Below are 24,879 nucleotides of genomic sequence, written 5' to 3' on the forward strand. Positions count from 1 at the left end.
CGGAGGGAAAACGCCGGGCCCGCCCGCGCCGACGCCCTCAGGGGGCGCTCACGGCGCACTCACGGCGCCCGCACGGGGCGCTCAGCTCGCGGACAGCCTCGCCAGTTGCTCCGCGAAGGGAACCACCGTCGGCAGGACCCCGTCGGCCTTCTCCCGCCCCGCCGCACCGGACAGCCCCGCCGCACCGGACAGCCCCGCCATCAGCGCCGCCAGCTCGGCCGCCGCGCGTTCCACGCGGCTCTGCAGGCCTTCCGCGCCCCAGTCCTCCGACGCCGCGTACACGGCCGTCGGGACGACGACCGCCCGCAGGTAGGCGAAGAGGGGGCGCAGCGCGTGCTCCAGGACCAGGGAGTGCCGGGCCGTCCCGCCGGTCGCCGCGACCAGCACCGGCTTGCCCACCAGCGCCTCCTTGTCGAGCACGTCGAAGAACGACTTGAACAGGCCGCTGTAGGACGCGGTGAAGACCGGTGTGACGGCGATGAGCCCGTCCGCCCGCGTCACCGCGTCCAGCGCGGCGGCCAGCTTCCGCCCGGGGAAGCCGTTGGTGAAGTTGTGCGCGATCTCGACGGCGAGGCCGCGCAGCTCCACGACCTCCGCCTCGACCCCCGCCTCGACCCCCGCATCCACCCCGGCGCCGGCCGCGGCCCGGCCCACCGCGGCGGCCAGCCGGTCGGCCAGCAGCCGCGTGGACGAGGGCACGCTCAGCCCCGCCGAGACGACGACGAGCTTCATTCCCCAGCCTCCTTCTCCGCCGCGGCCAGCAGCGACGCGTGCGTCGGCGCCTCCGGTACGTTCGCCGGACGGCCGTTCGCGAACTCCTTGCGCAGCACCGGCACGACCTCCTCGCCCAGCATGTCGAGCTGCTCCAGGACCGTCTTCAGCGGCAGCCCCGCGTGGTCGACCAGGAACAGCTGGCGCTGGTAGTCACCGGCGTACTCCCGGAACGCCAGCGTCTTCTCGATGACCTGCTCGGGCGTGCCGACGGTCAGCGGGGTCTGGTCGGTGAAGTCCTCCAGGGAGGGCCCGTGGCCGTAGACCGGGGCGTTGTCGAAGTACGGCCGGAACTCGCGCACCGCGTCCTGGGAGTTCTTCCGCATGAACACCTGGCCGCCGAGCCCGACGATCGCCTGTTCCGCCGTCCCGTGGCCGTAGTGGGCGTACCGGGACCGGTACAGCTCGACCATCCGCTTGGTGTGGTCGGCGGGCCAGAAGATGTTGTTGTGGAAGAAGCCGTCGCCGTAGTACGCGGCCTGCTCGGCTATCTCGGGCGAGCGGATGGAGCCGTGCCAGACGAACGGGGCGATCCCGTCCAGCGGGCGCGGGGTGGACGTGAAGCCCTGGAGCGGGCCGCGGAACTTGCCCTCCCAGTCCACGACGTCCTCCCGCCACAGGCGGTGCAGCAGCGCGTAGTTCTCGATGGCGAGGTTGATGCCCTGGCGGATGTCCTGGCCGAACCAGGGGTAGACCGGGCCGGTGTTGCCGCGGCCCATCATCAGGTCCACCCGGCCGTCGGCCAGGTGCTGGAGCATCGCGAAGTCCTCGGCGATCTTCACCGGGTCGTTGGTGGTGATGAGGGTCGTGGAGGTGGAGAGGATCAGCTTCTCCGTGCGCGCCGCGACGTAGCCGAGCATGGTGGTCGGCGACGACGGCACGAACGGCGGGTTGTGGTGCTCGCCGGTCGCGAACACGTCCAGCCCGACCTCCTCGGCCTTCAGCGCGATCGCCACCATGGCCTTGATGCGCTCCCGCTCGGTCGGCGTGCGTCCCGTGGTGGGGTCCGGCGTGACGTCGCCGACCGTGAAGATCCCGAACTGCATGCTCGCTCACCCTCCAAGTTGTTTACGATTCAACTATACCCCGTGAACGAGCCCCCACCGCCACGTATTCCCCCCCACCGGTCCCCCGCCGGTCCCCCGCCCTCCGCACCGCTCCCCACGGCCGCGCCCCTCCTCGGACGAACGCGGCGGCGGCCCGCGACGTACGATCCGGCCATGACCCCCGCCCACGGCGGCACCCGCGGGATCGTCGACCCGGCCGGGCTCCTCTCCCGCGTGCGGTTCCGCCGCCACCGGCCCGCCGAGCCGCTGCGCCGGTACGTCGAGACGTACTGGTTCATCGACTGGGACCTGCCCGCGCCCTACGTCTCCCACGTGCTCCCGCACCCGTCCGTCCACCTCACCTTCCAGTGGGACGAGGACGAGGGCCCGCCCTACGCCGAACTGACCGGCGTCGCCCTCGGCCGCTACGACCGCAGGCTGACCGGCCGGGGCCGGGTGTGCGGCGTGAAGTTCCGCCCCGGCGGCTTCCGCCCGTACGCCCCCGGCCACCCCGTCTCCCACTGGACCGGCCGCGCCCTCCCCGCGGACCGGGTGATCCCGCCGGCCACCGCCGACACGGCCCGCACGGTCCTCGGCCCCCGCGACGACACCGGACGCGCCGCCACCCTCGACGCCTTCCTCCTCGCCCTCGCCGCCGCCCCCGACCCGCGCGCCGACCGCGCCATGGCCCTCGCCGAACTGATCCGGACCGACGGCACCGTCCGCCGGGTCGGCGACCTCGCCCGGTCCCAGGGCCTGTCCGTGCGCGCCCTGCAACGCCTCTTCGCCGAACACGTCGGCATCACCCCGAAGTGGGCCGTCCTCCGCCACCGCATCCACGGGGCCCTGGAACGGGCGGGCGGCGAGACGGACATCGACTGGGCCCGCCTGGCGGCCGAACTCGGCTACGCCGACCAGGCCCACCTCGTCCGCGACTTCAAGGCGACGATCGGCGTCCCGCCGACGGCGTACCCGAACGGCGGCTGAGGCGGCCGCCGCCACCGTTGCCCGGCAGGACCGCAAGTCTGCCCCCGCGCCCCTGGGAACCCGCCCGCCCGCGTGCGAGCGTGGGCACCAGGTCCGCCCAGGTTCGCCCTCGACCGCCGGAGGAAGGCACATGGGACTCGCCCGCGACGAGAACGCCACGGCAGGGCAGGAGACGGCACCCCAGCGGCCCAGGGCACACCCGGCACCCGCCGGTACCGCCGTGCAGCGGATGCTCGCCGAGCAGGGCCGCGCCGGGAACAGGGCGGTCGTCGAGATGCTGCGGCGGGCCGGACACCCCGGAGCCCAGGCACCGACACCGGCACCGGGACCGGTGCAGCGTTCCGCGGAGGAGGACGGGCACGCCCACGGCGAGGTCCACGACCACAGCCCGGAGGGACAGAGCACCCTGCTGGCCGCCGCCATGCAGTCACCGAGCGAGTCGCTGCCCTCGTCGGTGGTGGCCAAGGCCGGGGCCTTCTACCAGAACGACCGGCTGTCCTCCACCCGCGTCCACCGCGACACCGTCGCCCAGCGGGCCACGGCGGCACTGGGCGCCCAGGCGATGACCGTCGGCCACCACATCTTCCTCTCCGCCGGGGCCACGGGCGACGACAGGCTGATCGGGCACGAGCTCAGCCACGTCGACAAGAACCTCAGGGGAGTGCCCGAGACGGGCAACAGCAACGGCGCCGGAGTCACCGTCACCGACCCCGGCCAGAACTCCGAGCAGGCCGCGGAACGGGACGGCCACGCCTACGCCGCGGGCGAGACCACCGCCCCCTCCCTCGGCAGCTGACCGAGCCGGGAAGCGCCCCGGGCCGGGACGTTGCCGGGTCAGAAGGCGTACTCGTCCCCCGTCGCCAGCACCAGCACCCGCTGCCGGTCGTTCGTACGGTCCTGGTCCGTCGCGCCGCCTCCCCACACCACCGCCACGTCCAGCACCACCTCCGACGCCCGCGACCGCAGCCGTACCGGAATCCGCAGCTGCTCGCCCGGCAGCTCGACGGCCAGCGGCCCGGTGCCGCACACCACCTCCCGGGCACCCGTGCGCGCGCACCCGGCCGGCAGCAGCTGCTCGTCCGCCAGCGCCGCCGACGAGGTCAGCCGCACGCTGGCCCCGGACACCGCGTCCGGCCCGCGGTCGCGCGGAGTCACCCGCACCTCCACCAGGTCGCCGCGCAGCACCGCGGCCCCGTGCACCTCCAGATCGGCCTGCCCGGCCCAGGCGGTGCCGCCCGCGCCGAGCACCAGCGCCCCCACCGCCACCGCCACCGCCAGCCCACACCTACGCATAGCCATGCCACCCGTCCCGTCCGTCTCCGGTCACCGTCTCCGGCATTCGTACGGATGTATGCCACCCGAGCCCCGCCGCAGGCGCCCTCCATCAGGTGACACACGGACGGCATGGCAGGCTGCCGGCATGCTCATCCTGCGCTCCGCCGCCCTCTTCGTCGTCGCCGCCCTGTTCGAGATCGGCGGCGCCTGGCTGGTCTGGCAGGGTGTGCGCGAACACCGCGGCTGGCTCTGGATCACCGGGGGCGTCCTCGCGCTCGGCGCCTACGGCTTCGTCGCCACCTTCCAGCCCGACGCCCACTTCGGCCGCATCCTCGCGGCGTACGGCGGCATCTTCGTCGCCGGTTCCCTCCTCTGGGGCGCCGTCGCCGACGGCTACCGCCCGGACCGCTGGGACCTCACGGGCGCGGCGATCTGCCTCGCGGGCATGGCGGTCATCATGTGGGCACCACGAGGAAACTGACCCGGGGGCGCGGGAAAACCGACCCGAGGGCGCGAGGAACACGGGGAAACCGACCCGAAGGCGCGAGGAACCGCGCGACCGCCACGGCCGACGCCCGCCGACCCCACCGACCCCACCACCCCCGCCGGCCCCCTCCGACCCCACCGCCCCCACGGCCGCCCGGCCGCCCGACCGCCGAAACCGCCCCCCGCCTATCCTTGGCACGGACAAGCCCGTACACGCACCCCCGCTGAGGAGCAACCCATGGCCCCCTCCCGCATCGCGGTCGTCACCGGCGCGAGCAGCGGAATCGGCGCTGCCACGGCCCGGCAGCTCGCCGCCGCCGGCTACCGCGTGGTCCTCACCGCCCGCCGCGAGGACCGCATCGAGGCGCTGGCCAAGGAGATCAACGACGCGGGCCACCAGGCGACCGCCTACCCCCTCGACGTGACCGACCGTGCGGCGGTGGACGAGTTCGCGACGGCCTTCGAGGCGATCGCCGTCCTCGTCAACAACGCCGGCGGAGCGCTCGGCGCCGACCCGGTGGCCACCGGCGACCCGGCCGACTGGCGCACGATGTACGAGACGAACGTCATCGGCACCCTCAACATCACCCAGGCGCTGCTGCCCAAGCTGGAGGCGAGCGGCGACGGCACGGTGGTCGTCGTCTCGTCCACGGCGGGGCTCGGCACCTACGAGGGCGGCGCCGGTTACGTCGCCGCCAAGCACGGCGAGCACGTCCTCGCCGAGACCCTCCGCCTGGAGATCGTCGGCAAGCCGGTGCGCGTGATCGAGATCGCCCCCGGCATGGTCAAGACGGACGAGTTCGCGCTGACCCGCTTCGGCGGCGACCCGGAGAAGGCGGCCAAGGTCTACCAGGGCGTGGCCGAGCCCCTCACCGCCGACGACGTGGCCGACACCATCACCTGGACGGTCACCCGCCCCAGCCACGTCAACGTCGACCTCCTCGTCCTGCGCCCCCGCGCCCAGGCCTCCAACACCAAGGTCCACCGGGAACTCTGATGCCCGAGGAGGACGCGGCGAAGGCCCTGGAAGCGGACCTGGAACAGGCCCGCCTGCGCCAGGAGACGAAGAACGAACGCCAGGTCTGGTACTTCCTGGCCTACTTCCTCTTCGGCATCCACATCCTCGCCTTCGTGATGATCTACGCGGTCCACCACGCCAAGTGACGGACCGCGAGGTCAGCCCTTCACGCAGACGACCTGCCTGAGCTTCGCCACGACCTCCACCAGGTCCCGCTGCTGGTCGATGACCTGGTCGATCGGCTTGTACGCGCCCGGGATCTCGTCCACGACACCGGAGTCCTTGCGGCACTCCACGCCCCGGGTCTGCTCCTCCAGGTCCTTCGTCGAGAAGCGCCGCTTGGCGGCGTTGCGGCTCATGCGCCGGCCGGCTCCGTGCGAGGCGGAGTTGAAGGCCAGCTCGTTCCCGAGCCCCTTCACGATGTACGAGCCCGTGCCCATGGAGCCCGGGATGATGCCGTAGTCACCGGAGCCGGCCCGGATCGCGCCCTTGCGGGTCACGAGCAGGTCCATCCCCTCGTACCGCTCCTCCGCCACGTAGTTGTGGTGGCAGGAGATCTCCGGCTCGAAGAGCGGCTTCGCCTTCCTGAACTCCTTGCGGATCACGTCCTTCAGGAGCGCCATCATCAGCGTGCGGTTGTGCTTCGCGTACTCCTGCGCCCAGAACAGGTCGTTGCGGTACGCCGCCATCTGGGGGGTGTCCGCGACGAAGACCGCGAGGTCCCGGTCGACCAGGCCCTGGTTGTGCGGGAGCTTCTGGGCCACGCCGATGTGGTGCTCGGCGAGTTCCTTGCCGATGTTCCGGGAACCGGAGTGCAGCATGAGCCAGACCGAATCGGACGTATCAATACATACTTCAATAAAATGATTGCCTGCACCGAGCGTCCCCATCTGCTGGTGCGCCCGTCCCTCGCGGAACTTCACCGCGTCCGCCACCCCGTCGAACCGCCCCCAGAACTCCCCCCAGCCGGCCGTGGCCAGGCCGTGGAAGTCGCCCGGTTCGACCGGGTCCGCATGCATGCCCCGGCCCACCGGAATCGCCTGTTCGATCCTGGAGCGCAGGCGGGACAGGTCGCCGGGCAGGTCGTTCGCCGTCAGGGACGTCCTCACCGCGGACATCCCGCAGCCGATGTCGACGCCGACCGCCGCCGGGCAGACCGCGCCGTGCAGGGCGATGACCGAGCCGACCGTCGCCCCCTTGCCGTAGTGGACGTCCGGCATGACCGCGAGGCCCTTGATCCACGGCAGGGTCGCGACGTTGCGCAGTTGCTGGAGCGCCCCGTCCTCGACCGTCGCCGGGTCGGTCCACATCCGGATCGGTACCTTCGCGCCCGGTATCTCCACGTACGACATGACGTCCTCGTTCCCCCGTGAAATATGACAAAAAGAGTCAATGGTTCAGAACGCAAATGCGATGCCAAGGATTCCGAAATCAGACACGGGACCGGCGTTCACAGCAGTGCGTGCGATACACATTGTCTCCAGGGGGCTCCCCGCCGCGGCAAGCGAATAACCAGCGGGGACAGTGGAGCAGGACCGAGCGACCCAGTGAACGGAAGGAAGCTGACCGTGCAGCGGAAGGCGTACGTAACCGGCACCGCCGCCCTTCTCGCGGCCCTGCTGGCCGGCTGCACGAGCGGTTCCGGCGGCGGGGGCGACACCAGCGACAAGAACGCGGACACCGGCACCTCCACGGTCGCCGCCCAGCCCGGCAAGTACCGCACCCTCCCCGAGGCCTGCGGCGCGGTCGGCCAGAGCACCCTGGACTCCCTGCTGCCGGGCATCGCCCAGATCAGCGACGAGGAGCAGCGCCGCAAGGCCTACGCGGGCACGGCCACGCTCACCTACGACACGGACCGCAAGGTCGGCTGCCGCTGGAAGGTCGAGTCCGCCGACGCCACGGACCGGCTCTTCGTCGACTTCGAGCGCGTGGTGTCGTACGACAACGCGGTCAGCGACGCCACCGAGGCGCAGACGATCTACACACGGCTGGAGACGGCTGCCGACATCCCCGAGTCCGCTCCCCCGAGCGCGACGGAGTCGGACGCGGCGTCGCAGTCACCGTCCGGATCGGCGTCGGGTTCGGCGTCGCCCTCCTCGTCGGCGTCCGCCCCCGCGTCGTCCTCGTCGGCGAAGTCGTCTTCGTCGGCGAAGTCGTCCGCGTCGTCCTCGGACGCGGCCGACGCCTCCGCCTCGCCCTCCACCACCCCGGCCGACCTCCAGCCCCGCGCCCTGACCGACCTGGGTGACGAGGCGTACCTCGACGACCAGCTGAGCGGCTCGGGTTCGACGGCCGAGCAGCGGACGGTGACTGTGGTGTTCCGCACGTCCAACGTCGTGGTGACCATCGAGTACGAGGAGCAGCCGATGGCCACCGGAACGGTCCCGGACAGCAAGGAAATGCAGGACAGGGCGCGGAATCTGGCCGCCCAACTGGCCGAGGCCCTCAACGGCTGAGGCTCCGCGCACCCCCTCTCCACCCCGTCCGCAAAGCACGCGAACCGGAACCGCACAGCTCCCTCACCGCGTACGGTGGCCCCTCGGACCCGATCCGACCGCAGGAACCCCGAACGTATGAGTGAAGGAACCATGCAGCGAGTAGCAGTCCAGCGAGACGACCAGCGCGCCCGGAGCGAACGGAACGCACAGCGACGGGCAGGGCGTCTGCGCCGCGGCCTCGTCTGCGCGGCCGCCGTCCCCGCCGTCGCGCTGTTCGCGGCGGCCTGCTCCTCCGGCTCGGACAGTGACGCGCAGGGGACGGGCGGCGGCTCCTCCTCCTCCAACCCGGCCACCGCGCCCAGCAGTTCGGCGGCGCCGTCGGCGACCGTGCAGGCGGCGAAGTACGCGAAGCTGCCCGAGCCGTGCGCGGCGGTGTCGAAGAAGACGCTCACCGAGCTGGTGCCCAAGGGCGCGAAGTCGGGCAAGGAGGGCTCGTCCGACGACGTGGCCACGCGGGGCAGTTGCTCGTGGAGCAGCCTGTCCAACAACGGGGTGAAGGGCTCGGAGTTCCGCTGGCTCAACATCTCGCTGCTGCGGTTCGACTCGGACAGCAGCCGTGGTTCCGGCGACAAGCAGGCCGAGTCGTACTACGCGAGTCAGGTGCAGGACGCGCAGTCGGTGACCGGTGCCAAGAACACCAAGTCGGAGCCGGTGAGCGGGGCCGGTGACCAGGCCACCGCGGTGCGCTACGACCTGAAGAAGAAGGAAGGCTCCTTCAAGCAGCAGACGGTCGTGGCGCGGGTCGCGAACGTGGTCGTCACCCTCGACTACAACGGCGCGGGTCTCGCGGGCGGGAAGACGCCGGACGCGGACACCCTCACGAAGGCCGCGGAGAAGGCCGTCAAGGAGGCCGTGGCGGCGGTCGCGGCGGTCGACGGAGCGGCCTCGACGCCGAGTTCACCTGCGGCGACGCCCTCGAAGTCGGCGTCCGCGTCGCCGAGCGCGTCCGCCTCGTCCACCAAGTCGTCGGCCGCGAAGAGCTGACCGGCCGCGCGTAGGCCGCACTGATGTGCCACCCTGTTGCGCGCAACAACACGCAAGGGGAGGGGAGTACGGGTGGCCGCGCCAATACAGCTGACTCGGATGCACCGCATTCTCATCGGTGTGGTCGTTTCCGGCGCGATGATCATCGCCGGTATCGGCTTCGCCGGTTCGTACGCGGCCGTCCGTGAGCTGGCCATCAAGAAGGGCTTCGGGAACTTCTCGTACGTCTTCCCGATCGGCATCGACGCGGGTATCTGCGTCCTGCTCGCCCTGGATCTGCTGCTGACCTGGATCCGGATCCCCTTCCCGCTGCTGCGCCAGACGGCGTGGCTGCTGACGATCGCGACGATCGCGTTCAACGGCGCGGCGGCGTGGCCGGACCCGCTGGGTGTGGGCATGCACGCGGTGATCCCGATCCTGTTCGTGGTCTCGGTGGAGGCGGCCCGGCACGCGATCGGGCGGATCGCCGACATCACGGCGGACAAGCACATGGAGGGGGTGCGCCTGACCCGCTGGCTGCTCTCCCCCGTGCCCACGTTCCTGCTGTGGCGCCGGATGAAGCTGTGGGAGCTGCGCTCCTACGACCAGGTCATCAAGCTGGAACAGGAACGTCTCGTCTACCAGGCGAGACTCCGCTCCCGGTTCGGCCGCGCCTGGCGCCGGAAGGCTCCGGTGGAGTCGCTGATGCCGCTGCGGCTGGCACGGTACGGCGTCCCGCTGGCGGACACGGCCCCGGAGGGACTGGCGGCGGCCGGCATAGAGCTGCCGGCGCTCCCCGTCGTACAGCCCGTGCAGGCGGTCCAGGCCGCACCGGCGGTGCAGGCGGTCCAGGCCGCCGAGGCGGCGCCGGTCGCGCAGCGGGCGGCTGCGCCCGCCGAGCAGCGGCCGCAGCTGGTCCCCGGGCCGGCGGCCGCACCCGATCCGGAGATCAACCTCTGGCTGCACGCCCGGGATCCGCAGCAGATCGAGTACAGCGGCGGTTACGACCCCGACTACGAGCCGCCCTTCGAGCCGCAGTACACCGACGAGCAGCTCGCCGCCTGGTACGCGGAGCAGCAGCGGTACGAGGAGGAGCAGTACCGGCAGTACCAGCAGCAGCCCCCGCAGGAGGAACCGCTGCCCGAGGAGTCCCCCTCGGAGACCACCGGCAGCTTCCCCATCCCCTCCGGCCCGGGGCGCACCCGCGAGCTGGGCGAGGGCGGCGGCCCGCCGGAGCCGACCGAGGAGGACTTCTACCTGGTCTTCAAGAAGTCGATAGACGGCGGTTACCCGAGTTCCGGCCAGTTCAGGGGGGACGTGGAGGCGACCTTCGGCACCCTGCTCGCGCAGCGTGAGGCGGAGCGCATGGTCAACCGCTTCACCAACCGCCACACGGCGGAACTGACGGACGACCACATCGCGTAGCAGCGAGCGAAGACGGCAGAAGGGGCCCTCCGCCGAGGAGGGCCCCTTCTCTGTTTCTCTCCGTGCCGCGGTCCGCTGCCGCTACTCGCCGAGCAGCCGCCGGACCCGGTCCTGGCCGACGGCGAGCAGCAGGGTGGGCAGGCGGGGGCCGGTGTCGCGGCTCACCAGCAGGTGGTAGAGCAGCGCGAAGAACGAGCGCTGGGCGGTCTTGATCTCCGGCGGCAGCTCCTTGGCCGTCGCGTCGGCGGGGAACCCGGCCTGCACCTTGGGCACGCCGTACACGAGGTGGGTCAGGCCGTCGAGCGACCAGTGCTCGGCGAGTCCGTCGAGCAGGAGCCGCAGCGACTGCTGGGACGCCTCGTCGAGGGACTTGAGCAGCTCGGCGTCCGGCTCGTCGCGGACGATCGTGCGCTGGTCGGCCGGTACCTGGGTGTTGATCCAGGCCTCGGCCTTGTCGTAGCGCGGCCGGGCCTCGTCGACCGAGCCCAGCGGGTGGGCCGGGTCCAGCTCGCTGAGGATCCGCAGCGCCTGGTCCTCGTGGCCGGCGGTGATGTCGGCGACGGAGGCGAGCGTGCGGTACGGCAGCGGTCGCGCGGTGCGCGGCAGCTCACCGCCGGCCGTGCCGACCGCGCGGGAGTGCGCGGCGACGTCGCCGGGCAGCGCGGAACCCTCGGCGACCTTGGTGTCGAGCTTGTCCCACTCGTCGTACAGGCGCTGGATCTCCTGGTCGAAGGCGATCTTGAAGGACTGGTTGGGCCGGCGCCGGGCGTACAGCCAGCGCAGGATCTGCGGCTCCATGATCTTCAGCGCGTCGGCCGGGGTGGGCACCCCGCCCCGGGACGAGGACATCTTGGCCATGCCGCTGATGCCGACGAAGGCGTACATGGGGCCGATGGGCTGCTCGCCGCCGAAGATGCCGACGATCTGGCCGCCGACCTGGAAGCTGGAGCCCGGCGAGGAGTGGTCGACGCCGCTGGGCTCGAAGACGACGCCCTCGTAGGCCCAGCGCATCGGCCAGTCGACCTTCCAGACCAGCTTGCCGCGGTTGAACTCGCTGAGCCGGACGGTCTCCGCGAAGCCGCAGTCGGCGCAGGTGTAGGCCAGCTCGGTGGTGTCGTCGTCGTAGCCGGTGACGGTGGTGAGGTCCTTGCCGCAGCCGCCGCAGTACGGCTTGTACGGGAAGTACCCGGCGGAGCCGGAGGAGCCGTCGTCCTCGCCGGCCGCGCCGGAGCCCTCCTCGGCCTCCAGCTCGGCCTCCAGCTCGGCCTCGTCGACGGCCTTCTGATGGGGCTTCTTGCCGGTCTTCGGCTTGGTCCGGTACTGGGCGAGGATCGCGTCGATGTCGCCGCGGTGCTTCATGGCGTGCAGGACCTGCTCGCGGTACACGCCGGAGGTGTACTGCGCGGTCTGGCTGATCCCGTCGAACTCCACGCCGAGCTCGGCCAGCGACTCGACCATCGCGGCCTTGAAGTGCTCGGCCCAGTTCGGGTGCGCGGAGCCCTCCGGGGCGGGCACGGAGGTCAGCGGCTTGCCGATGTGCTCGGCCCAGGTCCCGTCGACGCCGGCGACCCCGGCCGGCACCTTGCGGTAGCGGTCGTAGTCGTCCCAGGAGATCAGGTGCCGGACCTGGTGGCCGCGGCGCCGGACCTCGTCCGCGACCAGGTGCGGGGTCATGACCTCGCGCAGGTTGCCGAGGTGGATCGGGCCGGACGGGGAGAGCCCGGACGCGACGACGACCGGTTTGCCCGGGGCCCGACGCTCCGACTCCTCGATGACCTCATCCGCGAAACGGGAGACCCAGTCGGTGGTCTCGGTGCTCTGAGCCACGATCGGCACGTCCTTCTTTCTGGCATGGGGCAGCCGGTACGGTCGCACGGCTGACCGCCCCATTGTCCCAGGCACCGCCGCATCCACGAAAACGGCTTTCCAAAGAAGGTTTCAAGCTCAGGTCAGGGGCGCGCGGCCGAGAAAACCGCTTTACCCCCCATGGGATACTGGCTGTGCCCATCCGACCCACGAGGAGAACGGCTTCCACCCCATGGCCCCGGTCACGTCGCTCACCGATCTCGTCCACCAGCGCCTCGCGAACGCTCTCTCGGCGACCCTGCCGGAGGCGGATGCGGACCCGCTGCTGCGACGCAGCGACCGGGCGGACTACCAGGCGAACGGCATCCTCGCGCTCGCCAAGAAGGCCAAGGCCAACCCGCGGGAGCTGGCGACGCAGGTCGTCTCGCGGATCACCACCGGCGCGGACCTGATCCAGGAGGTCGAGGTCTCCGGCCCCGGCTTCCTCAACATCACGGTCGCGGACCGGGCGATCACCGGGAACCTGGCCGCGCGCTACGCCGACGGCGACCGTCTCGGCGTGCCGCCGAAGGCGGACCCGGGTGTCACGGTCATCGACTACGCGCAGCCGAACGTGGCCAAGGAGATGCACGTCGGCCACCTGCGCTCCGCGGTGATCGGCGACGCCCTGCGCGGCATGCTGGACTTCACCGGCGAGCGGACGATCGGCCGGCACCACATCGGCGACTGGGGCACCCAGTTCGGCATGCTCATCCAGTACCTGATCGAGAACCCGGACGAGCTGTCCGCGGAGACCGACACGGACGGCGAGCAGGCCATGTCGAACCTGAACCGGGTCTACAAGGCGTCCCGGGCGGTCTTCGACACGGACGAGGGGTTCAAGGAGCGGGCCCGCAAGCGGGTGGTCGCCCTCCAGTCCGGCGACAAGGAGACGCTGGAGCTGTGGCAGCGGTTCGTGGACGAGTCGAAGGTCTACTTCTACTCGGTCTTCGAGAAGCTGGACATGGAGATCCGGGACGACGAGATCGTCGGCGAGTCGGCGTACAACGACGGCATGCCGGAGACGGCCCGGCTGCTGGAGGAGATGGGCGTCGCGGTCCGTTCCGAGGGCGCGCTCGTGGTCTTCTTCGACGACATCCGGGGCAAGGACGACCAGCCGGTCCCGCTGATCGTGCAGAAGGCCGACGGCGGCTTCGGCTACGCGGCCTCCGACCTGACGGCGATCCGCGACCGGGTCGCGGACCTGCGTGCCACGTCCCTGATCTACGTCGTGGACGTGCGGCAGTCCCTGCACTTCAAGATGGTCTTCGAGGCGGCCCGGCGGGCCGGCTGGCTCACCGGTGACGTCACCGCGCACAACATGGGCTACGGCACGGTGCTGGGGGCGGACGGCAAGCCGTTCAAGACGCGTGCGGGTGAGACCGTACGGCTGGAGGACCTGCTGGACGAGGCGGTGCAGCGGGCCGCCCAGGTCGTCCGGGAGAAGGCGCAGGACCTCAGCGAGGACGAGATCCAGGAGCGGGCGCAGCAGGTCGGCATCGGCGCGGTGAAGTACGCCGACCTGTCGACCTCCGCCAACCGGGACTACAAGTTCGACCTGGACCAGATGGTCTCGCTGAACGGCGACACCTCCGTCTACCTCCAGTACGCGTACGCCCGGATCCGGTCGATCCTCCGCAAGGCGGGAGACGTACGGCCCCTCGCGCACCCGGAGCTGGAGCTGCACGCGGCGGAGCGGGCGCTGGGCCTGCACCTGGACGCGTTCGGGGACACGGTCTTCGAGGCGGCGGCGGAGTACGCCCCGCACAAGCTGGCCGCGTACCTGTACCAGCTGGCGTCGCTGTACACGTCGTTCTACGACAAGTGCCCGGTCCTGAAGGCCGACACCCCGGCCCAGGTGGAGAACCGCCTGTTCCTGTGCGACCTGACGGCCCGCACCCTCCACCAGGGCATGTCCCTCCTGGGCATCCGGACACCCGGCCGGCTCTGACACGCCCGCATCGGGCTCATCCTGGGACACGCCCCTGCTTGAGCTGCTGGATGAGGCCGTCCAACGCCGAGACGCGGGTCTGGATGTCGTCCAAGTCGGCCGTCAGTCCGGCCAGGTGCTCGTCCACCTGCTCGCGGTCGTAACCCCGTCGCACCAACTCGAAGCCGTAGGACGTCGGTTGGATGTCGTCGACGCGGCCGGAACGCTCCTTCAGGGCGTTCCGGTACGCGTCGGCGATGATGTCCGCCGGCCGACGCCGCCCGACCCTCCCGGTGCCTCGCGCACCCGGCGCCGTCGAGATCAGCTGCTCGATCGCCGCTTCCATCTGGGTGAGCACGATCCGCGTCTGGTCACGGACCTTCATGAGACTGTCGATCCTCCGGTCCACCTGCTCGCGGTCGTATCCCCGCCGGACCAGGTCGAACCCGCTGAACGGCTTGTCCTGTTCCGCCGCCTGCCCGGTGGCGGTCTGCGCCGGCGGCCTTCCGGCTTCCTGCGCGAGGTCTGCGGCATCGGTCCTTTCCTGGTCCATGACCACGGCCGGGCCGGCCTGCTGCGTGTGCTGCCCGTACGGCTCGTGCCGCCTCCGGGCCGCGTCCGCAGCCGCGGCTTCGGTGATCGCCGCGGCTTGGGCCAACGCGTCGTCGACGATCGTCCTGGCCTTCAGGGCGGCGGCGCGACCGGCCTCCTCGGTCATCTCCCGGGCCTGCCGGGACGCGGCGGTCAGCAGGCGGTCGGCCTCCTCGCGGGCGGCGCGAAGCACCTTCTCGGCGACGGCATGGGCGTGCCCCGCGTGTGCGAACCTCAGGACGTCGCTGTGCGGCAGCGCCGCCTGGTCGATCAGCACCGTGCTCAGGGCCTCGTTGACGGCGACCGCGTCCTGCGGCCGGTCCTCGGGACGCTTGGCGAGCAGGCTCATGATCAGGTCGTTCAGGGCGGCCGGAAGATCCCTCACGCGGGAGGCCGGCGCCGCCGGGGTCTCCTCCATCTGCATGCGGAGTACGGCCCATTGGACATCGCTGACGAACGGCGGCCGGCCGGTCACCGCGTGGTAGAGGAGACAGCCCAGCGAGTAGAGATCGCTTCGGTGATCGATCCGCCGTGCGCCTTCGGCCTGTTCCGGAGACATGTACATCGGTGAACCGATCGGGACACCGGTCACGGTGAACGGCCGGGCGCTGATCGTCTCGCCCATGAACTTGGCCACCCCGAAATCCAGAACCTTCACGGTGCCCTCGGGGGTGAGCAGCACGTTCGCGGGCTTGACGTCCCGGTGGACCACCCCTTGACCGTGCGCGGCGTCCAGCGCCTGCGCGATCTGCATGGCCCAGCCGACGGCCTGTGGCCACGGCGGCGGCGGGGGCTCCTTGAGCCGCGTGTGCAGGGAGATCCCGGGGACGAGTTCCATCACGAGGTAGAGGGTTCTGCGGCCGTCGGCCAGCCCTACCTCACCCCAGTCGTGGACGGTGACGATGTTCTGGTGGGCCAGGCGCGCCGCCGACTGCACTTCGCGCTCGAACCTGGCCTGTGTCTCGGCCTCCTCCATGCCGTACTGCGGGTGCACGATCTTCACCGCCACCGTGCGCCGCATCCGCTCGTCCTGGGCGGCCCAGACCTGCCCCATGCCGCCGGCACCCAGTGGTTTCGTGATGCGAAACCGGTCGGCGAGCAGTTCGTTCAGCATCCTTTGTCTCCCCCGTCACGCGCGTTCAGTAGCCCGCCGAGCTTCCCGAGCCGCCGTACGAACCGCCTGCCGAGCGGCGCAGGCGTCGGGCCTCCTCCTCGACGCGGCCGACGACGTCCCCGATACCGGTGGACTCCGCCATCCCGCCGGCCCTGAGCTGGGCGGCGAGGGTGGTGAAGTAGTGGGCGGTGGACAGAAGGTAATCGTCCACGTCCACGCCCACCGAGGCAGCGGCTCCGGGCGGGATGCAGCCGGCCTCGTGCATGATGCGGTCGATCTGGACCGTGATCTCGTCCCGCACGTCCCGCGTCACCCCCACCGCCCGCCCCACCTGGGCGATAATCGAGTGGCAGGAGCGGATGAGCTGCATGAGAAGCCGGTCGTCGCGGTTGAGGGAGGAACCGCCCTGGGCCGCGGCGCTGAGCGTGCCCGAAGCGATGCGGGTGTACACGAGCTGAGGCTCGTAGCGGTGCAGGTCGAAGGCTCGGGTCGCGCCGAGGGCCACCCGGAAGCAGGGGTGGATCTGGAACTCCGTCTCGTGCGGCTGGATCGGCAGGCCGTCGTCATACGCGTACACCACGTCGTTGCCGCGCCGCACCCCGAGGAAGCCGACGCCGTGGAGCACGTCGACGACTCCGGAGGGGGTCAGCGTGTTGGCGTACGTGGGGAAGTCGTGGTGGAGGGTGGCGACCGCCGCCTCGAAGCGGTGGGTGAGCGCGGCGCGGGTGATCACGTAACCGGTGTTCTGGAAGAGCGGGAAGAGGGTGCGCAGGAAAGGGTGCGCGACCAGGTACTCCGAGACCAGGTCCTGGAGCTTCCACTGCGAGAACTGCCGGCCCGCCTGCACTACGTCGTTCTCGGTGATCCGCTCCCGCTCCTGCTCCAGCCAGGCCTTCTCCACGCAGCTGTTGAGGAACTGGATGGCGTCACGGGGGCGGGGCAGACAGCGTCCGAAGAGATGGGCCGTGATCTCCTCCCCGCCCACCGTCCGGGGGAACAGCTCCGCCCAGAGCTGCTCCTCTGTCAGCCCGGGGCCGACGGAGGCCCGGGCCCGGGCCAGCGCGAGATCCCGCAGCGCCTGTTCCGTCCAGGCGATCCTCAGCTCGTCCCCGTGGAACTTGTCCCCCTCGCCGAAGGACAACGAGTCGTAGATGTCCGCGCGCAGGAACAGCAGAAACCTCACGGAACGCCCGTACAGGCCCGCCGCGTGCTTGGCCGCCAGCAGCAGCCCGACGACCATCGAGTTGGCGTCCGGCTCGGCCGACCAGACCTGTTCCAGCTGGTCGACCATGAGCAGCACCGGGGGATGCACGACGCCGTCGCACCCCAGGTCGGCGAAGGCGCGCACGACGCCCCGCTCGACGATCTCCAACTGCCGTGCCGCCCTGGCCCCTTCGGAGGGCGACTGGGCGAGATCCAGGCTCGCCTTGACCCCGAACGCCTCCAGCGAGAGCGAACCCTGCAGACCTCGCGCCCCCTGTGCGAGCCGCTCCACCAGACGCCCGTCACCGTCCGGCGCCTCGCCGTTCTGTTTCAGGAAGCGCTCCAGCGCCTTCACCGGGTCGGGCCGCTTGCCGTGGCCCGGCCCGGCGTGGGTCACCAGGTGTCTGGCCGCGTGTACGGCGAACACGTACCGCCAGATCAGCGCCTTGGCCGAGTCCCCCGGCAGCCCCTGCAGCTCGAACCGCCGGATCTCCTCCCCCGCGGCCTCGTCGGGCGTGACCAGTACCTTCCCGCCGCCGTGCCCGGTGTCCGCCATCAACCGCATGCAGATGGCGCTCTTCCCGGACCCCTTGCGCCCGATGATCAGCATCTTGCGGCCGCCGAGCGCGGCCCGGTACGCGGCGTTCGGCAGAAAGCCGCCGCGCAGCAGCAGCCCGTCGGTCACATCTCGTTCGGCGTCCTCGCGCCCGAAGTGCAGTCGCGCGAGCACAGGCTGGTCGGCCATCTCGTCCCCCTGGGTCGTCCAGACCTCCACGGTATCGGGGACCGGCCGTCCGTCACCCGAACTCGGCCCACACCACCCTGCCCAGTGTCCGGCCCTCCACCCCCACTCGTCGGCGAGCGCCGCGACCAGGATCGTCCCGCGTCCGGCGTTGTCGGTGGCGGCCCTTACAGTTCACTGCCATGGCGACTCTTCCCAACCCGCTGCCCAGGCTGGCGACCGACCCGAGCGGCCGTTCGCTGGGGCTCCAACTCCCGCCCGGGACACTGCTCGACGACACGCTCGACGGCCCGTGGCACCAGCCGCTGCTGTGGTACGCCGGTCAGCCCGCCGGCCCCGGGACGTGGACCGCGCTGGGCGCGCCGGCCGGCCGCGCCGGCCTGCTCCCGGTGCTCATCGACGTGGCCGAGGTGGACGACTGGGAGCTCGCGCCCGGTGAGACGTCGTACCCCGGGGACCACGACGCCGACGAGGTGCTGGAGGAGTACTGGGAGGAGGAGCTGTCGGAGGGCGAGGAGTGGCCGGGGCTGGCCGCCGCCCCCGTGCTGGTCGCCGATCCCGACGCGCGGGCCGCCGATGTCGCCGACGCGCTCAGCCGGGGCCGCCCCTGGCTGAAGGAGCCGCACCTGGCACTGGTGCCGGCCCGCCGCAGCGCGGACATACCCGCGGCCATCGGCTGGAGCGGCCCGGTGAACTACGAGGAGGACGTCGCCCGGCTGTGCGCGGTGCTGCGCTCCTGGGAGGACCGCTTCGGCGCCCGGCTGGTGGCGCTCGGCTTCGACCACCTCGCCGTCTCGGTCGCCGCCCCGCCCGCCGGCCCGGACGAGGCGGAGGCGGTCGCCGCCGAGCACCTCGCGTTCTCCCCGTACACCGTGCTGCCCGGCGACGACGACACCCTCGCGTCGTACGCCGAGCGGCTGGTCGGCGAGCGGCTGTGGCACTTCTGGTGGGACTGATCCGGCCGGCGCCCCGAGGGGCCGGGGGAACCGCGCGACCAGCCCCCGCCGGCCCGCGGTGAACGAGCCGCGGGACCGGCGGACCGCTCAGCCGCCCAGCCCCTTGGCCAGCCTCCGCAGCCCCTCCCCGATCTCCTCCGGCGTCTGCGTCACGAAGCACAGGCGCAGGGTGGAGCGGTCGGGGTCGGCGGCGTAGAAGGGCTCGCCGGGGACGTAGGCGACCAGGTGCTCCACCGCCCGCCTGAGCAGGGCGGTGGTGTCGTACGGCTCGGGGAGCCGGGCCCAGAGGAACATGCCGCCCTCGGGCCGGCTCCAGGTGGAGCCGGCCGGGAGGGCGTCGGCGAGTCCGGCGAGCATGGCGTCCCGGCGTTCGCCGTACACCGCGCGGACCTTGGCGACATGCCCGTCCAGGACGTCCAGGTAGCGGGCCGCGGCCAGCTGGTTGACGGTCGGGGTGTGCAGGTCGGCCGCCTGCTTGGCCACCGCGCAGGCGCGGCGCAGCCCGGCCGGGGCGCGGAGCCAGCCGATGCGCAGGCCGGGGGCCATGACCTTGGAGAAGGAGCCGAGCAGGACCGTGCGGTCCTCGGCGCCGGGGAAGGACGCGATCCAGGGGGCGCGCTCGCCGTCGTAGCGCAGTTCGCCGTAGGGGTCGTCCTCGACGAGCCACAGGCCGTGCCGGGCGGCGGCGGTGGCGAGGGCGGCGCGGCGGGCGGCGGGCATGGTGCGGCCGGTGGGGTTCTGGAAGGTGGGGACGAGGTAGAGGAGTTTGGGCCGCTCGGTGCGGATCAGCTCCGCCAGGGCGGCCGGGTCGACGCCGTCCTCGTCGCCGGGCACGGGCAGCACCCGGGCCCCGGCGAGCCCGAACACCTGGAGCGCCGCGAGGTAGCAGGGGCTCTCGACGAGGACGGTGTCGCCGGGGTCGACCAGCGCGCTCGCCAGCAGGGAGAGCGCCTGCTGGGAGCCGGTGGTGATCAGGAGGTCGTCGGCCTCGGTGGGCAGGCCCTGCGCGGACAGGCGGGCGGCCAGTCCGGTGCGCAGCGCGGGCTCGCCCTCGGTGGTCGAGTACTGGAGCGCCCGCTGCGGCGACTCCTCCAGGACCGTCCGGAAGGCGGCCGCGATGCCCTCCCGGTCGAAGAGTTCGGGGGCCGGCAGCCCGCCCGCGAAGTTGATCACCTCGGGGCGTGCGGTGACCGCGAGGATCTCCCGCACGGGCGAGCCGCCGACGGCGCGGGCGCGGGCCGCGAGCGGCGGCAGGGGGGCGGGGGCTTCGGTGACGGTCATGGACGGCTCCTTGGACTGATCCTCGTCTGGAGGGGAGCCTAGAGAGGTACGTGCCGTCTACACTCGTCATTTCGCGATACGGACAGGACGGCCCGGAACCCCCTCCCCGGGCGCCCCGACGTCCCGGACCGGCGTCCCGGACCGGCGTCCCACGGGACGGAATCCGCGCAGGTCAGGTCGGTGGAACGGGATGGGGCGTCCCGAATCCCCAGCCGGCTCTGGCGCTCCGGGCGGACCGGGCCGCAGGCTGGGCACCGCACCGACCGGGATCACCGCCGTCCGCGGCCCGCTCGGTCCCCGCAGCCACAGCAGTGGCCAAAGCGGCGGCAGCAGTAGCAGCCACGGTCACAGAAGGGAGCCCTCGTATGCCCGTCGCACCCCGGCCCGTCCCGGCCGCCGTCGGCCGCCGCCGTCTCCTGGCGGCGGCCCTCCTGGCGCTGGTCGCCGCGGCCGTCCTCACCGGGTGCCGGGACGGTGAGGGCGTACGGGACGAGGGCCCGTCCGCCGCCTCACCCGTCCGGCCCGCGGTCGCTCAGGCCTTGCCGCCGACGCCCGCGTAGACGTTGATGTCGGCGTCGGTGACGTCGTTGATGTCGGCGTACCGGACCTTCTCGATGTCGTCGAGGGACTCCAGGAAGGAGGCCTCCGGCTGCTCGGGCACCGGGGCCGCGTTGTCGGCGTGCCAGTGGTGCGCGGGGACCACGCCCGGGTCGGTCAGCGCCAGGTCGTTCTCCGTGAAGAAGCGCTCGACCTCGGCCTGGGAGCGCAGCACGAAGGTGAAGCCGCGCTCGGTGTAGGTCCGCTGCACCGCGCGGATGTTGTCGGGGTTGAGGTCCTCGGTGAGGTGGCTGAGGACCAGCCGGCTGCCCGACGGCAGGGCGCCGAGGAGTTCGCGCACGATCGGGTACGCCTCCTCGTCCTCCACGAAGTGCAGGATCGCCACCAGGCACAGGGCGATCGGCTGGTCGAAGTCCAGCGTCTTGGCGGCCTGTTCGAGGATCTGAGCCGGGTTCTTGAAGTCGGCGTCGATGTAGTCGGTGCGACCCTCGGGCCCGCTGGTGAGCAGGGCGCGGGCGTGGGCGAGGACGACCGGGTCGTTGTCGACGTAGACGACCCGGGAGTCGGGGACGATCCGCTGGGCGATCTGGTGGACGTTCTCCGCGGTGGGCAGGCCGGTGCCGATGTCGAGGAACTGGCGGATGCCGTCCCGCCCGGCCAGCCGGGTCACGGCGCGGCGCATGAAGTCGCGGTTGTGGCGTACGTCGAGGTAGCCGCGCGGGTTGGCGGCGAGCGCGGCGGCGGCCGCGGCCCGGTCGACCGGGTAGTTGTCCTTGCCGCCGAGGAAGACGTCGTAGACCCGGGCCGGGTGCGCCTTGCTGCTGTCGATCCTCCTTCTCAGCTCGGCGGGATCCTGGCTGAGGGCGTCACCGGACATGGGCGTCTCCTGGACGGTCGGCGAAAGGCGAACGGTGCGGACCGCGCACAGACGATCAACTACCGCTGTTCAACAACCTAACGCGGAAACCGACTTGATCGTGCCCCGACGGTGGCGACGTCAGCCCAGCATGCGCGCGGCTTCCACCGCCCAGTAGGTGAGGATGTTCTGCGCGCCGGCGCGCTTGATGCCGGTCAGGGATTCGAGGACGGCCCGGTCCCGGTCGATCCAGCCCTTCTCGGCGGCGGCCTCGATCATCGAGTACTCGCCGGAGATCTGGTACGCGGCGACCGGCACGTCCACGGAGTCGGCGACGCGGGCGAGGATGTCGAGGTAGGGCCCGGCCGGCTTGACCATCACCATGTCGGCCCCCTCCGCCAGGTCCAGGGCCAGTTCCCGCAGCGACTCCCGGACGTTGGCGGGGTCCTGCTGGTAGGTCTTGCGGTCCCCCTTGAGGGACGATCCGACGGCCTCCCGGAACGGCCCGTAGAACGCGGAGGCGTACTTCGCGGTGTAGGCGAGGATCGCCACGTCCTCCCGCCCGATCTGGTCGAGCGCGTCGCGGACGACGCCGATCTGCCCGTCCATCATCCCGCTGGGCCCGACGACATGGGCGCCCGCGTCGGCCTGCACCTGGGCCATCTCGGCGTACCGCTCCAGGGTCGCGTCGTTGTCGACCCGGCCCTCGGCGTCCAGCACCCCGCAGTGCCCGTGGTCGGTCGTCTCGTCGAGGCAGAGGTCGGACATCACGAGCAGTTCGTCGCCGACCTCGGCGCGCACGTCCCGCAGCGCGACCTGGAGGATCCCGTCGGGGTCGGTGCCGGGGGTGCCGAGCGCGTCCTTCTTGCCCTCCTCCGGCACGCCGAACAGCATGATCCCGGAGATGCCGGCCTCGACGGCCTCCGCGGCGGCCTTCTTCAGGCTGTCCCGGGTGTGCTGCACGACGCCGGGCATGGCGGCGATCGGCACCGGTTCGCCGACGCCCTCGCGGACGAACGCCGGGAGGATGAAGTCCGCGGGATGCAGCCGGGTCTCGGCGACCATGCGCCGCATGACGGGGGTGGTCCGCAGCCGGCGCGGCCGCGTTCCGGGGAAGGAGCCGTACTTCGTCATGCTCCCTACGCTACGCCCGTCACCAGGGCGCGCTTGCCGACTGCGCGTCGGTGCCCCGGCGGGCCCGGTCCGGCCCGCACCGCGCGCCGGACCGGGTCACCGGGGGTGGCGGAGGTCAGACCTCCAGGTCGCTCTCCAGCCGCTTGAGGCTGTGCCGGGCCAGGGCGAGGTTGCTGCGGCCGCGGTCGAGGGCGAGGTAGAGGAAGAGCGAGCCGCCGGCCTTGGTGAGGGGACGGATCAGGTGGTACTGACCGCCGAGCGTGATCAGGATGTCCTCGATCTCGTCGTCGATGCCTATGGACTTCAGGGTGCGCTGCTTGGCCCGCACGACCTCGGTGTTGCCGGCCGCGGCCAGCTCCAGGTCGAGGTGCGGGCCGCCGCCCAGCACGCCGAGGGACATGCCGCTTTCGTAGTCGACGAGGGCGACTCCGAGGGCCCCGTCGATGCTCATGGCTTCCTTGAGCGCTGTCTCGATGTTCACGCTGGTGCCCTCGATTTCGTTACGTGGGTCGACTCGGACGCGGGTGGTTCCGATGAGGTTGCTTCTCGACCTCTCCGAGTCCGGATAAATGTCATCTTTGGCCAGTGTTGCAACAGTTGGCAAATAAACTACTGTGACAACGAACGTCAGGAGGGGGAACCCATGGCTTCGCTCGACACCGTCCTGGACGGGGTCGCCAGGACGCCCGGTGTGACCGCCGCGGCTCTCCTGGACGGTGTGACAGGGCTCTCCCACGCCGAACAGGGCGACCCGCGACCGGCACAGGACGCCCAGGAGACCGCCCACCTGGTGGCGACCCGCCTCAACCAGGCAGGTTTCGAGGGCGAGTTGGAGGCCATCGTCATCACCACGTCCTCCCACCACCATGTGACGACCCGGGTCGAGCGCCAGGGCGATCCGCTGCTGCTCTTCGCCCTGGTGGACCGGCACCGTACGAACATCACCTGGGCGCTGCGCGACCTGGCCGAGCACACGGGCCGACTGCTCGCATGACCCAGGAGACACCCGCCACCCGCAACGTCCCCGCCCTGCTGGCCGGCCTGCACGCCGAGCGGCGCTCCTGTGCCGTGCGGGTCTCGGCCGGCCCCGGCGGCGTCATCCACCTCCACGAGGGCATGGTCGTGGCGGTGGAGACCGCCGGCGCCCCGGGCGTCGAGGTCCTCCTCCTCAAGTCGGACCGGATCGCCGAGAGCGACTGGACCGCCGCCCGTGCCACCGGCACCGACCCCGCCCGGCTGGCCCTGCACCTCGTCGCCGAGGGCCTGCTGGGCGCCGCGGAACTGGAGATCATCGGCCAGTCGGCCCTGTTCGACGCGGCCTTCGCACTGGCCCTGACCAGCCCGGACGGCTGGGAGGTGACGGATCCCCAGCCCTACCTCCACACCGGCGCCGCCGTACCGCCGGCCCGTCTGGTCACCGAGAACACCCGCCGTATGCGGCTGCTGGCGAACGAACACGGTGCCACGGCCCGGTTCGCCCGCGACCGCCTGGAACCGGCCTCCGCCGCCCGTGACCCGCGGCAGACCGCCCGGCTCTCCACCCGGCACCGCACGGTCCTGACCGCGACCGACGGCCGCCGGACCCCCCGGGACATCGCGTTCGCCCTGGGCCGCGGCCTGTTCGCCGTGATGCTGGACCTCCGCGACCTGATGGCCCAGGGCTTCCTCCAGCCCCCGTCCGCTCCCCTCACCGCCCGCCCCAGCACGGCCCTGCGCACCTCGCCCGGCCCCTCGACGGCAACACCACAGCACCCCGCAGCGACCCCCCTCCCTCGCCGTAAGCGCTGACCGCACCACGAGCACGACAGGAAGTAGCCACCATGAGCGACCCCGTGCAGGACATACTCGTCTCGTTGCGTGACCGGGTGATGGGCGTCTGCGAGACCATCCTCGCCACCGTCGACGGCCTGGTGGTGGCCCACGACGCGGACAAGACGCACCCCGAGTCCATGGCGGCCCTGGCCTCCGCCACCCTCTCCCTCGGCAACCGCCTCGCCGAACAGGGGGCGACCGGCGCACTGCGCCAGATGACCGCCCAGTGCAGCGCCGGCCATGTCGTCATCACCGCCGTCGGCGGCCGGGCCCTCCTCGCCGTCATCACCGACGAGGGCCTCGACGGCCTGGCCTTCGACCGGGAGATGCCCACGGTCGTCGCGGACCTGAAGAAGATCCTGGACAACGACGCGCCCCAGTAGGCACC

25 protein-coding genes are annotated in these 24,879 nt (G+C 71.8%); 14 read left to right on the forward strand and 11 right to left on the reverse strand.

Going from position 1 to position 24,879, the window contains the following annotated elements:
• Window positions 1-81: 81 nt before the first annotated feature.
• Complete coding sequence (locus tag ACZ619_RS39130; RefSeq protein WP_469609726.1) at window positions 82-732, reverse strand: CE1759 family FMN reductase; 651 nt, start codon at window positions 730-732, stop codon at window positions 82-84.
• Window positions 729-1,817, reverse strand: coding sequence for an LLM class flavin-dependent oxidoreductase (locus ACZ619_RS39135; protein ID WP_469609729.1), 1,089 nt, complete (start codon window positions 1,815-1,817; stop codon window positions 729-731). Before ACZ619_RS39135 ends, ACZ619_RS39130 begins: the two co-directional genes overlap by 4 nt.
• 174 nt (window positions 1,818-1,991) lie before the next feature.
• On the opposite strand from ACZ619_RS39135, the gene ACZ619_RS39140 reads away from it, so the two are divergent.
• Window positions 1,992-2,804, forward strand: a complete 813-nt coding sequence (locus ACZ619_RS39140) for a DUF6597 domain-containing transcriptional factor (protein ID WP_469609731.1) — start codon at window positions 1,992-1,994, stop codon at window positions 2,802-2,804.
• Window positions 2,805-2,934: 130 nt separating this feature from the next.
• A complete protein-coding gene (locus ACZ619_RS39145) occupies window positions 2,935-3,600 on the forward strand; it encodes an eCIS core domain-containing protein (protein WP_469609734.1) in 666 nt (221 codons plus the stop codon).
• A gap of 38 nt (window positions 3,601-3,638) precedes the next feature.
• On the opposite strand, the gene ACZ619_RS39150 is transcribed toward ACZ619_RS39145, so the two are convergent.
• Window positions 3,639-4,103 (reverse strand): hypothetical protein, encoded by a 465-nt coding sequence (locus tag ACZ619_RS39150; protein ID WP_469609736.1) that lies wholly within the window; start codon window positions 4,101-4,103, stop codon window positions 3,639-3,641.
• A 121-nt stretch (window positions 4,104-4,224) separates the two neighbouring features.
• On the opposite strand from ACZ619_RS39150, the gene ACZ619_RS39155 reads away from it, so the two are divergent.
• The 3 genes from ACZ619_RS39155 (at window position 4,225) to ACZ619_RS39165 (ending at window position 5,729) form a co-directional block, all read left to right on the forward strand.
• Window positions 4,225-4,560 carry a YnfA family protein gene (locus ACZ619_RS39155; protein ID WP_469609739.1) on the forward strand — a complete coding sequence of 112 codons (336 nt, stop codon included), beginning with the start codon at window positions 4,225-4,227 and terminating at the stop codon, window positions 4,558-4,560.
• Between the two features lie 243 nt (window positions 4,561-4,803).
• The gene (locus ACZ619_RS39160) at window positions 4,804-5,562 is read left to right on the forward strand and encodes an SDR family NAD(P)-dependent oxidoreductase (protein ID WP_469609742.1); all 759 of its coding nucleotides are present in this window, start codon (window positions 4,804-4,806) and stop codon (window positions 5,560-5,562) included.
• A complete protein-coding gene (locus tag ACZ619_RS39165) occupies window positions 5,562-5,729 on the forward strand; it encodes a hypothetical protein (protein WP_469609744.1) in 168 nt (55 codons plus the stop codon). The genes ACZ619_RS39160 and ACZ619_RS39165 overlap by 1 nt, the downstream gene beginning before the upstream one ends.
• A gap of 12 nt (window positions 5,730-5,741) precedes the next feature.
• On the opposite strand, the gene ACZ619_RS39170 is transcribed toward ACZ619_RS39165, so the two are convergent.
• Complete coding sequence (locus ACZ619_RS39170) at window positions 5,742-6,935, reverse strand: RtcB family protein (protein WP_469609747.1); 1,194 nt, start codon at window positions 6,933-6,935, stop codon at window positions 5,742-5,744.
• Between the two features lie 216 nt (window positions 6,936-7,151).
• Between ACZ619_RS39170 and ACZ619_RS39175 the strand changes: the two genes are divergently transcribed.
• The 3 genes from ACZ619_RS39175 to ACZ619_RS39185 all read left to right on the forward strand — a co-directional run bounded on the left by ACZ619_RS39175 (window position 7,152) and on the right by ACZ619_RS39185 (window position 10,469).
• Entirely contained in the window at window positions 7,152-8,039 is an 888-nt protein-coding gene (locus ACZ619_RS39175; RefSeq protein WP_469609749.1) for a DUF3558 domain-containing protein, read from the forward strand.
• A gap of 117 nt (window positions 8,040-8,156) precedes the next feature.
• Window positions 8,157-9,065, forward strand: a complete 909-nt coding sequence (locus ACZ619_RS39180; RefSeq protein ID WP_469609751.1) for a DUF3558 family protein — start codon at window positions 8,157-8,159, stop codon at window positions 9,063-9,065.
• A gap of 99 nt (window positions 9,066-9,164) precedes the next feature.
• Complete coding sequence (locus ACZ619_RS39185; RefSeq protein ID WP_469609754.1) at window positions 9,165-10,469, forward strand: DUF2637 domain-containing protein; 1,305 nt, start codon at window positions 9,165-9,167, stop codon at window positions 10,467-10,469.
• Window positions 10,470-10,550: 81 nt separating this feature from the next.
• Here the strand turns inward: ACZ619_RS39185 and lysS are convergent, their stop codons facing one another.
• Window positions 10,551-12,305 (reverse strand): lysine--tRNA ligase, encoded by a 1,755-nt coding sequence (lysS, locus tag ACZ619_RS39190; RefSeq protein ID WP_469609757.1) that lies wholly within the window; start codon window positions 12,303-12,305, stop codon window positions 10,551-10,553.
• Window positions 12,306-12,507: 202 nt separating this feature from the next.
• Here lysS and argS point away from each other — a divergent pair, with 202 nt between their 5' ends.
• Complete coding sequence (gene argS / locus ACZ619_RS39195) at window positions 12,508-14,265, forward strand: arginine--tRNA ligase (RefSeq protein WP_469609760.1); 1,758 nt, start codon at window positions 12,508-12,510, stop codon at window positions 14,263-14,265.
• A 16-nt stretch (window positions 14,266-14,281) separates the two neighbouring features.
• Here the strand turns inward: argS and ACZ619_RS39200 are convergent, their stop codons facing one another.
• Both ACZ619_RS39200 and ACZ619_RS39205 read right to left on the reverse strand, forming a co-directional pair.
• Window positions 14,282-15,949: a serine/threonine-protein kinase gene (locus tag ACZ619_RS39200; RefSeq protein ID WP_469609763.1), complete on the reverse strand. Its 1,668-nt coding sequence runs from the start codon at window positions 15,947-15,949 to the stop codon at window positions 14,282-14,284.
• 25 nt (window positions 15,950-15,974) lie between these two features.
• On the reverse strand, window positions 15,975-17,897 hold the full coding sequence (locus ACZ619_RS39205) for a P-loop ATPase, Sll1717 family (protein WP_469609766.1): 1,923 nt from the start codon (window positions 17,895-17,897) through the stop codon (window positions 15,975-15,977).
• 179 nt (window positions 17,898-18,076) lie between these two features.
• Here ACZ619_RS39205 and ACZ619_RS39210 point away from each other — a divergent pair, with 179 nt between their 5' ends.
• Window positions 18,077-18,850, forward strand: a complete 774-nt coding sequence (locus ACZ619_RS39210; protein WP_469609769.1) for a DUF4253 domain-containing protein — start codon at window positions 18,077-18,079, stop codon at window positions 18,848-18,850.
• An 87-nt stretch (window positions 18,851-18,937) separates the two neighbouring features.
• On the opposite strand, the gene ACZ619_RS39215 is transcribed toward ACZ619_RS39210, so the two are convergent.
• A complete protein-coding gene (locus ACZ619_RS39215; protein WP_469609772.1) occupies window positions 18,938-20,131 on the reverse strand; it encodes an aminotransferase-like domain-containing protein in 1,194 nt (397 codons plus the stop codon).
• Between the two features lie 365 nt (window positions 20,132-20,496).
• Between ACZ619_RS39215 and ACZ619_RS39220 the strand changes: the two genes are divergently transcribed.
• Window positions 20,497-20,691, forward strand: coding sequence for a hypothetical protein (locus tag ACZ619_RS39220; protein WP_469609774.1), 195 nt, complete (start codon window positions 20,497-20,499; stop codon window positions 20,689-20,691).
• On the opposite strand, the gene ACZ619_RS39225 is transcribed toward ACZ619_RS39220, so the two are convergent.
• The 3 genes from ACZ619_RS39225 to ACZ619_RS39235 form a co-directional block, all read right to left on the reverse strand.
• Complete coding sequence (locus tag ACZ619_RS39225; protein ID WP_469609776.1) at window positions 20,664-21,566, reverse strand: SAM-dependent methyltransferase; 903 nt, start codon at window positions 21,564-21,566, stop codon at window positions 20,664-20,666. The genes ACZ619_RS39220 and ACZ619_RS39225 overlap by 28 nt on opposite strands.
• Before the next feature lie 120 nt (window positions 21,567-21,686).
• Window positions 21,687-22,679 carry a porphobilinogen synthase gene (gene hemB, locus ACZ619_RS39230; RefSeq protein ID WP_469609778.1) on the reverse strand — a complete coding sequence of 331 codons (993 nt, stop codon included), beginning with the start codon at window positions 22,677-22,679 and terminating at the stop codon, window positions 21,687-21,689.
• A 115-nt stretch (window positions 22,680-22,794) separates the two neighbouring features.
• The gene (locus ACZ619_RS39235; protein WP_469609781.1) at window positions 22,795-23,160 is read right to left on the reverse strand and encodes a hypothetical protein; all 366 of its coding nucleotides are present in this window, start codon (window positions 23,158-23,160) and stop codon (window positions 22,795-22,797) included.
• 162 nt (window positions 23,161-23,322) lie between these two features.
• Here ACZ619_RS39235 and ACZ619_RS39240 point away from each other — a divergent pair, with 162 nt between their 5' ends.
• From ACZ619_RS39240 to ACZ619_RS39250, 3 genes are read left to right on the forward strand one after another with little or no spacing between them, the layout of a single operon-like run.
• Window positions 23,323-23,673, forward strand: a complete 351-nt coding sequence (locus tag ACZ619_RS39240; protein WP_469609783.1) for a hypothetical protein — start codon at window positions 23,323-23,325, stop codon at window positions 23,671-23,673.
• Window positions 23,670-24,467: a DUF4388 domain-containing protein gene (locus ACZ619_RS39245; protein WP_469609785.1), complete on the forward strand. Its 798-nt coding sequence runs from the start codon at window positions 23,670-23,672 to the stop codon at window positions 24,465-24,467. Before ACZ619_RS39240 ends, ACZ619_RS39245 begins: the two co-directional genes overlap by 4 nt.
• 32 nt (window positions 24,468-24,499) lie before the next feature.
• On the forward strand, window positions 24,500-24,874 hold the full coding sequence (locus ACZ619_RS39250; protein ID WP_469609788.1) for a roadblock/LC7 domain-containing protein: 375 nt from the start codon (window positions 24,500-24,502) through the stop codon (window positions 24,872-24,874).
• The last annotated feature ends 5 nt before the right edge of the window (window positions 24,875-24,879 follow it).

Source organism: Streptomyces sp. NPDC104367 (assembly GCF_055583825.1).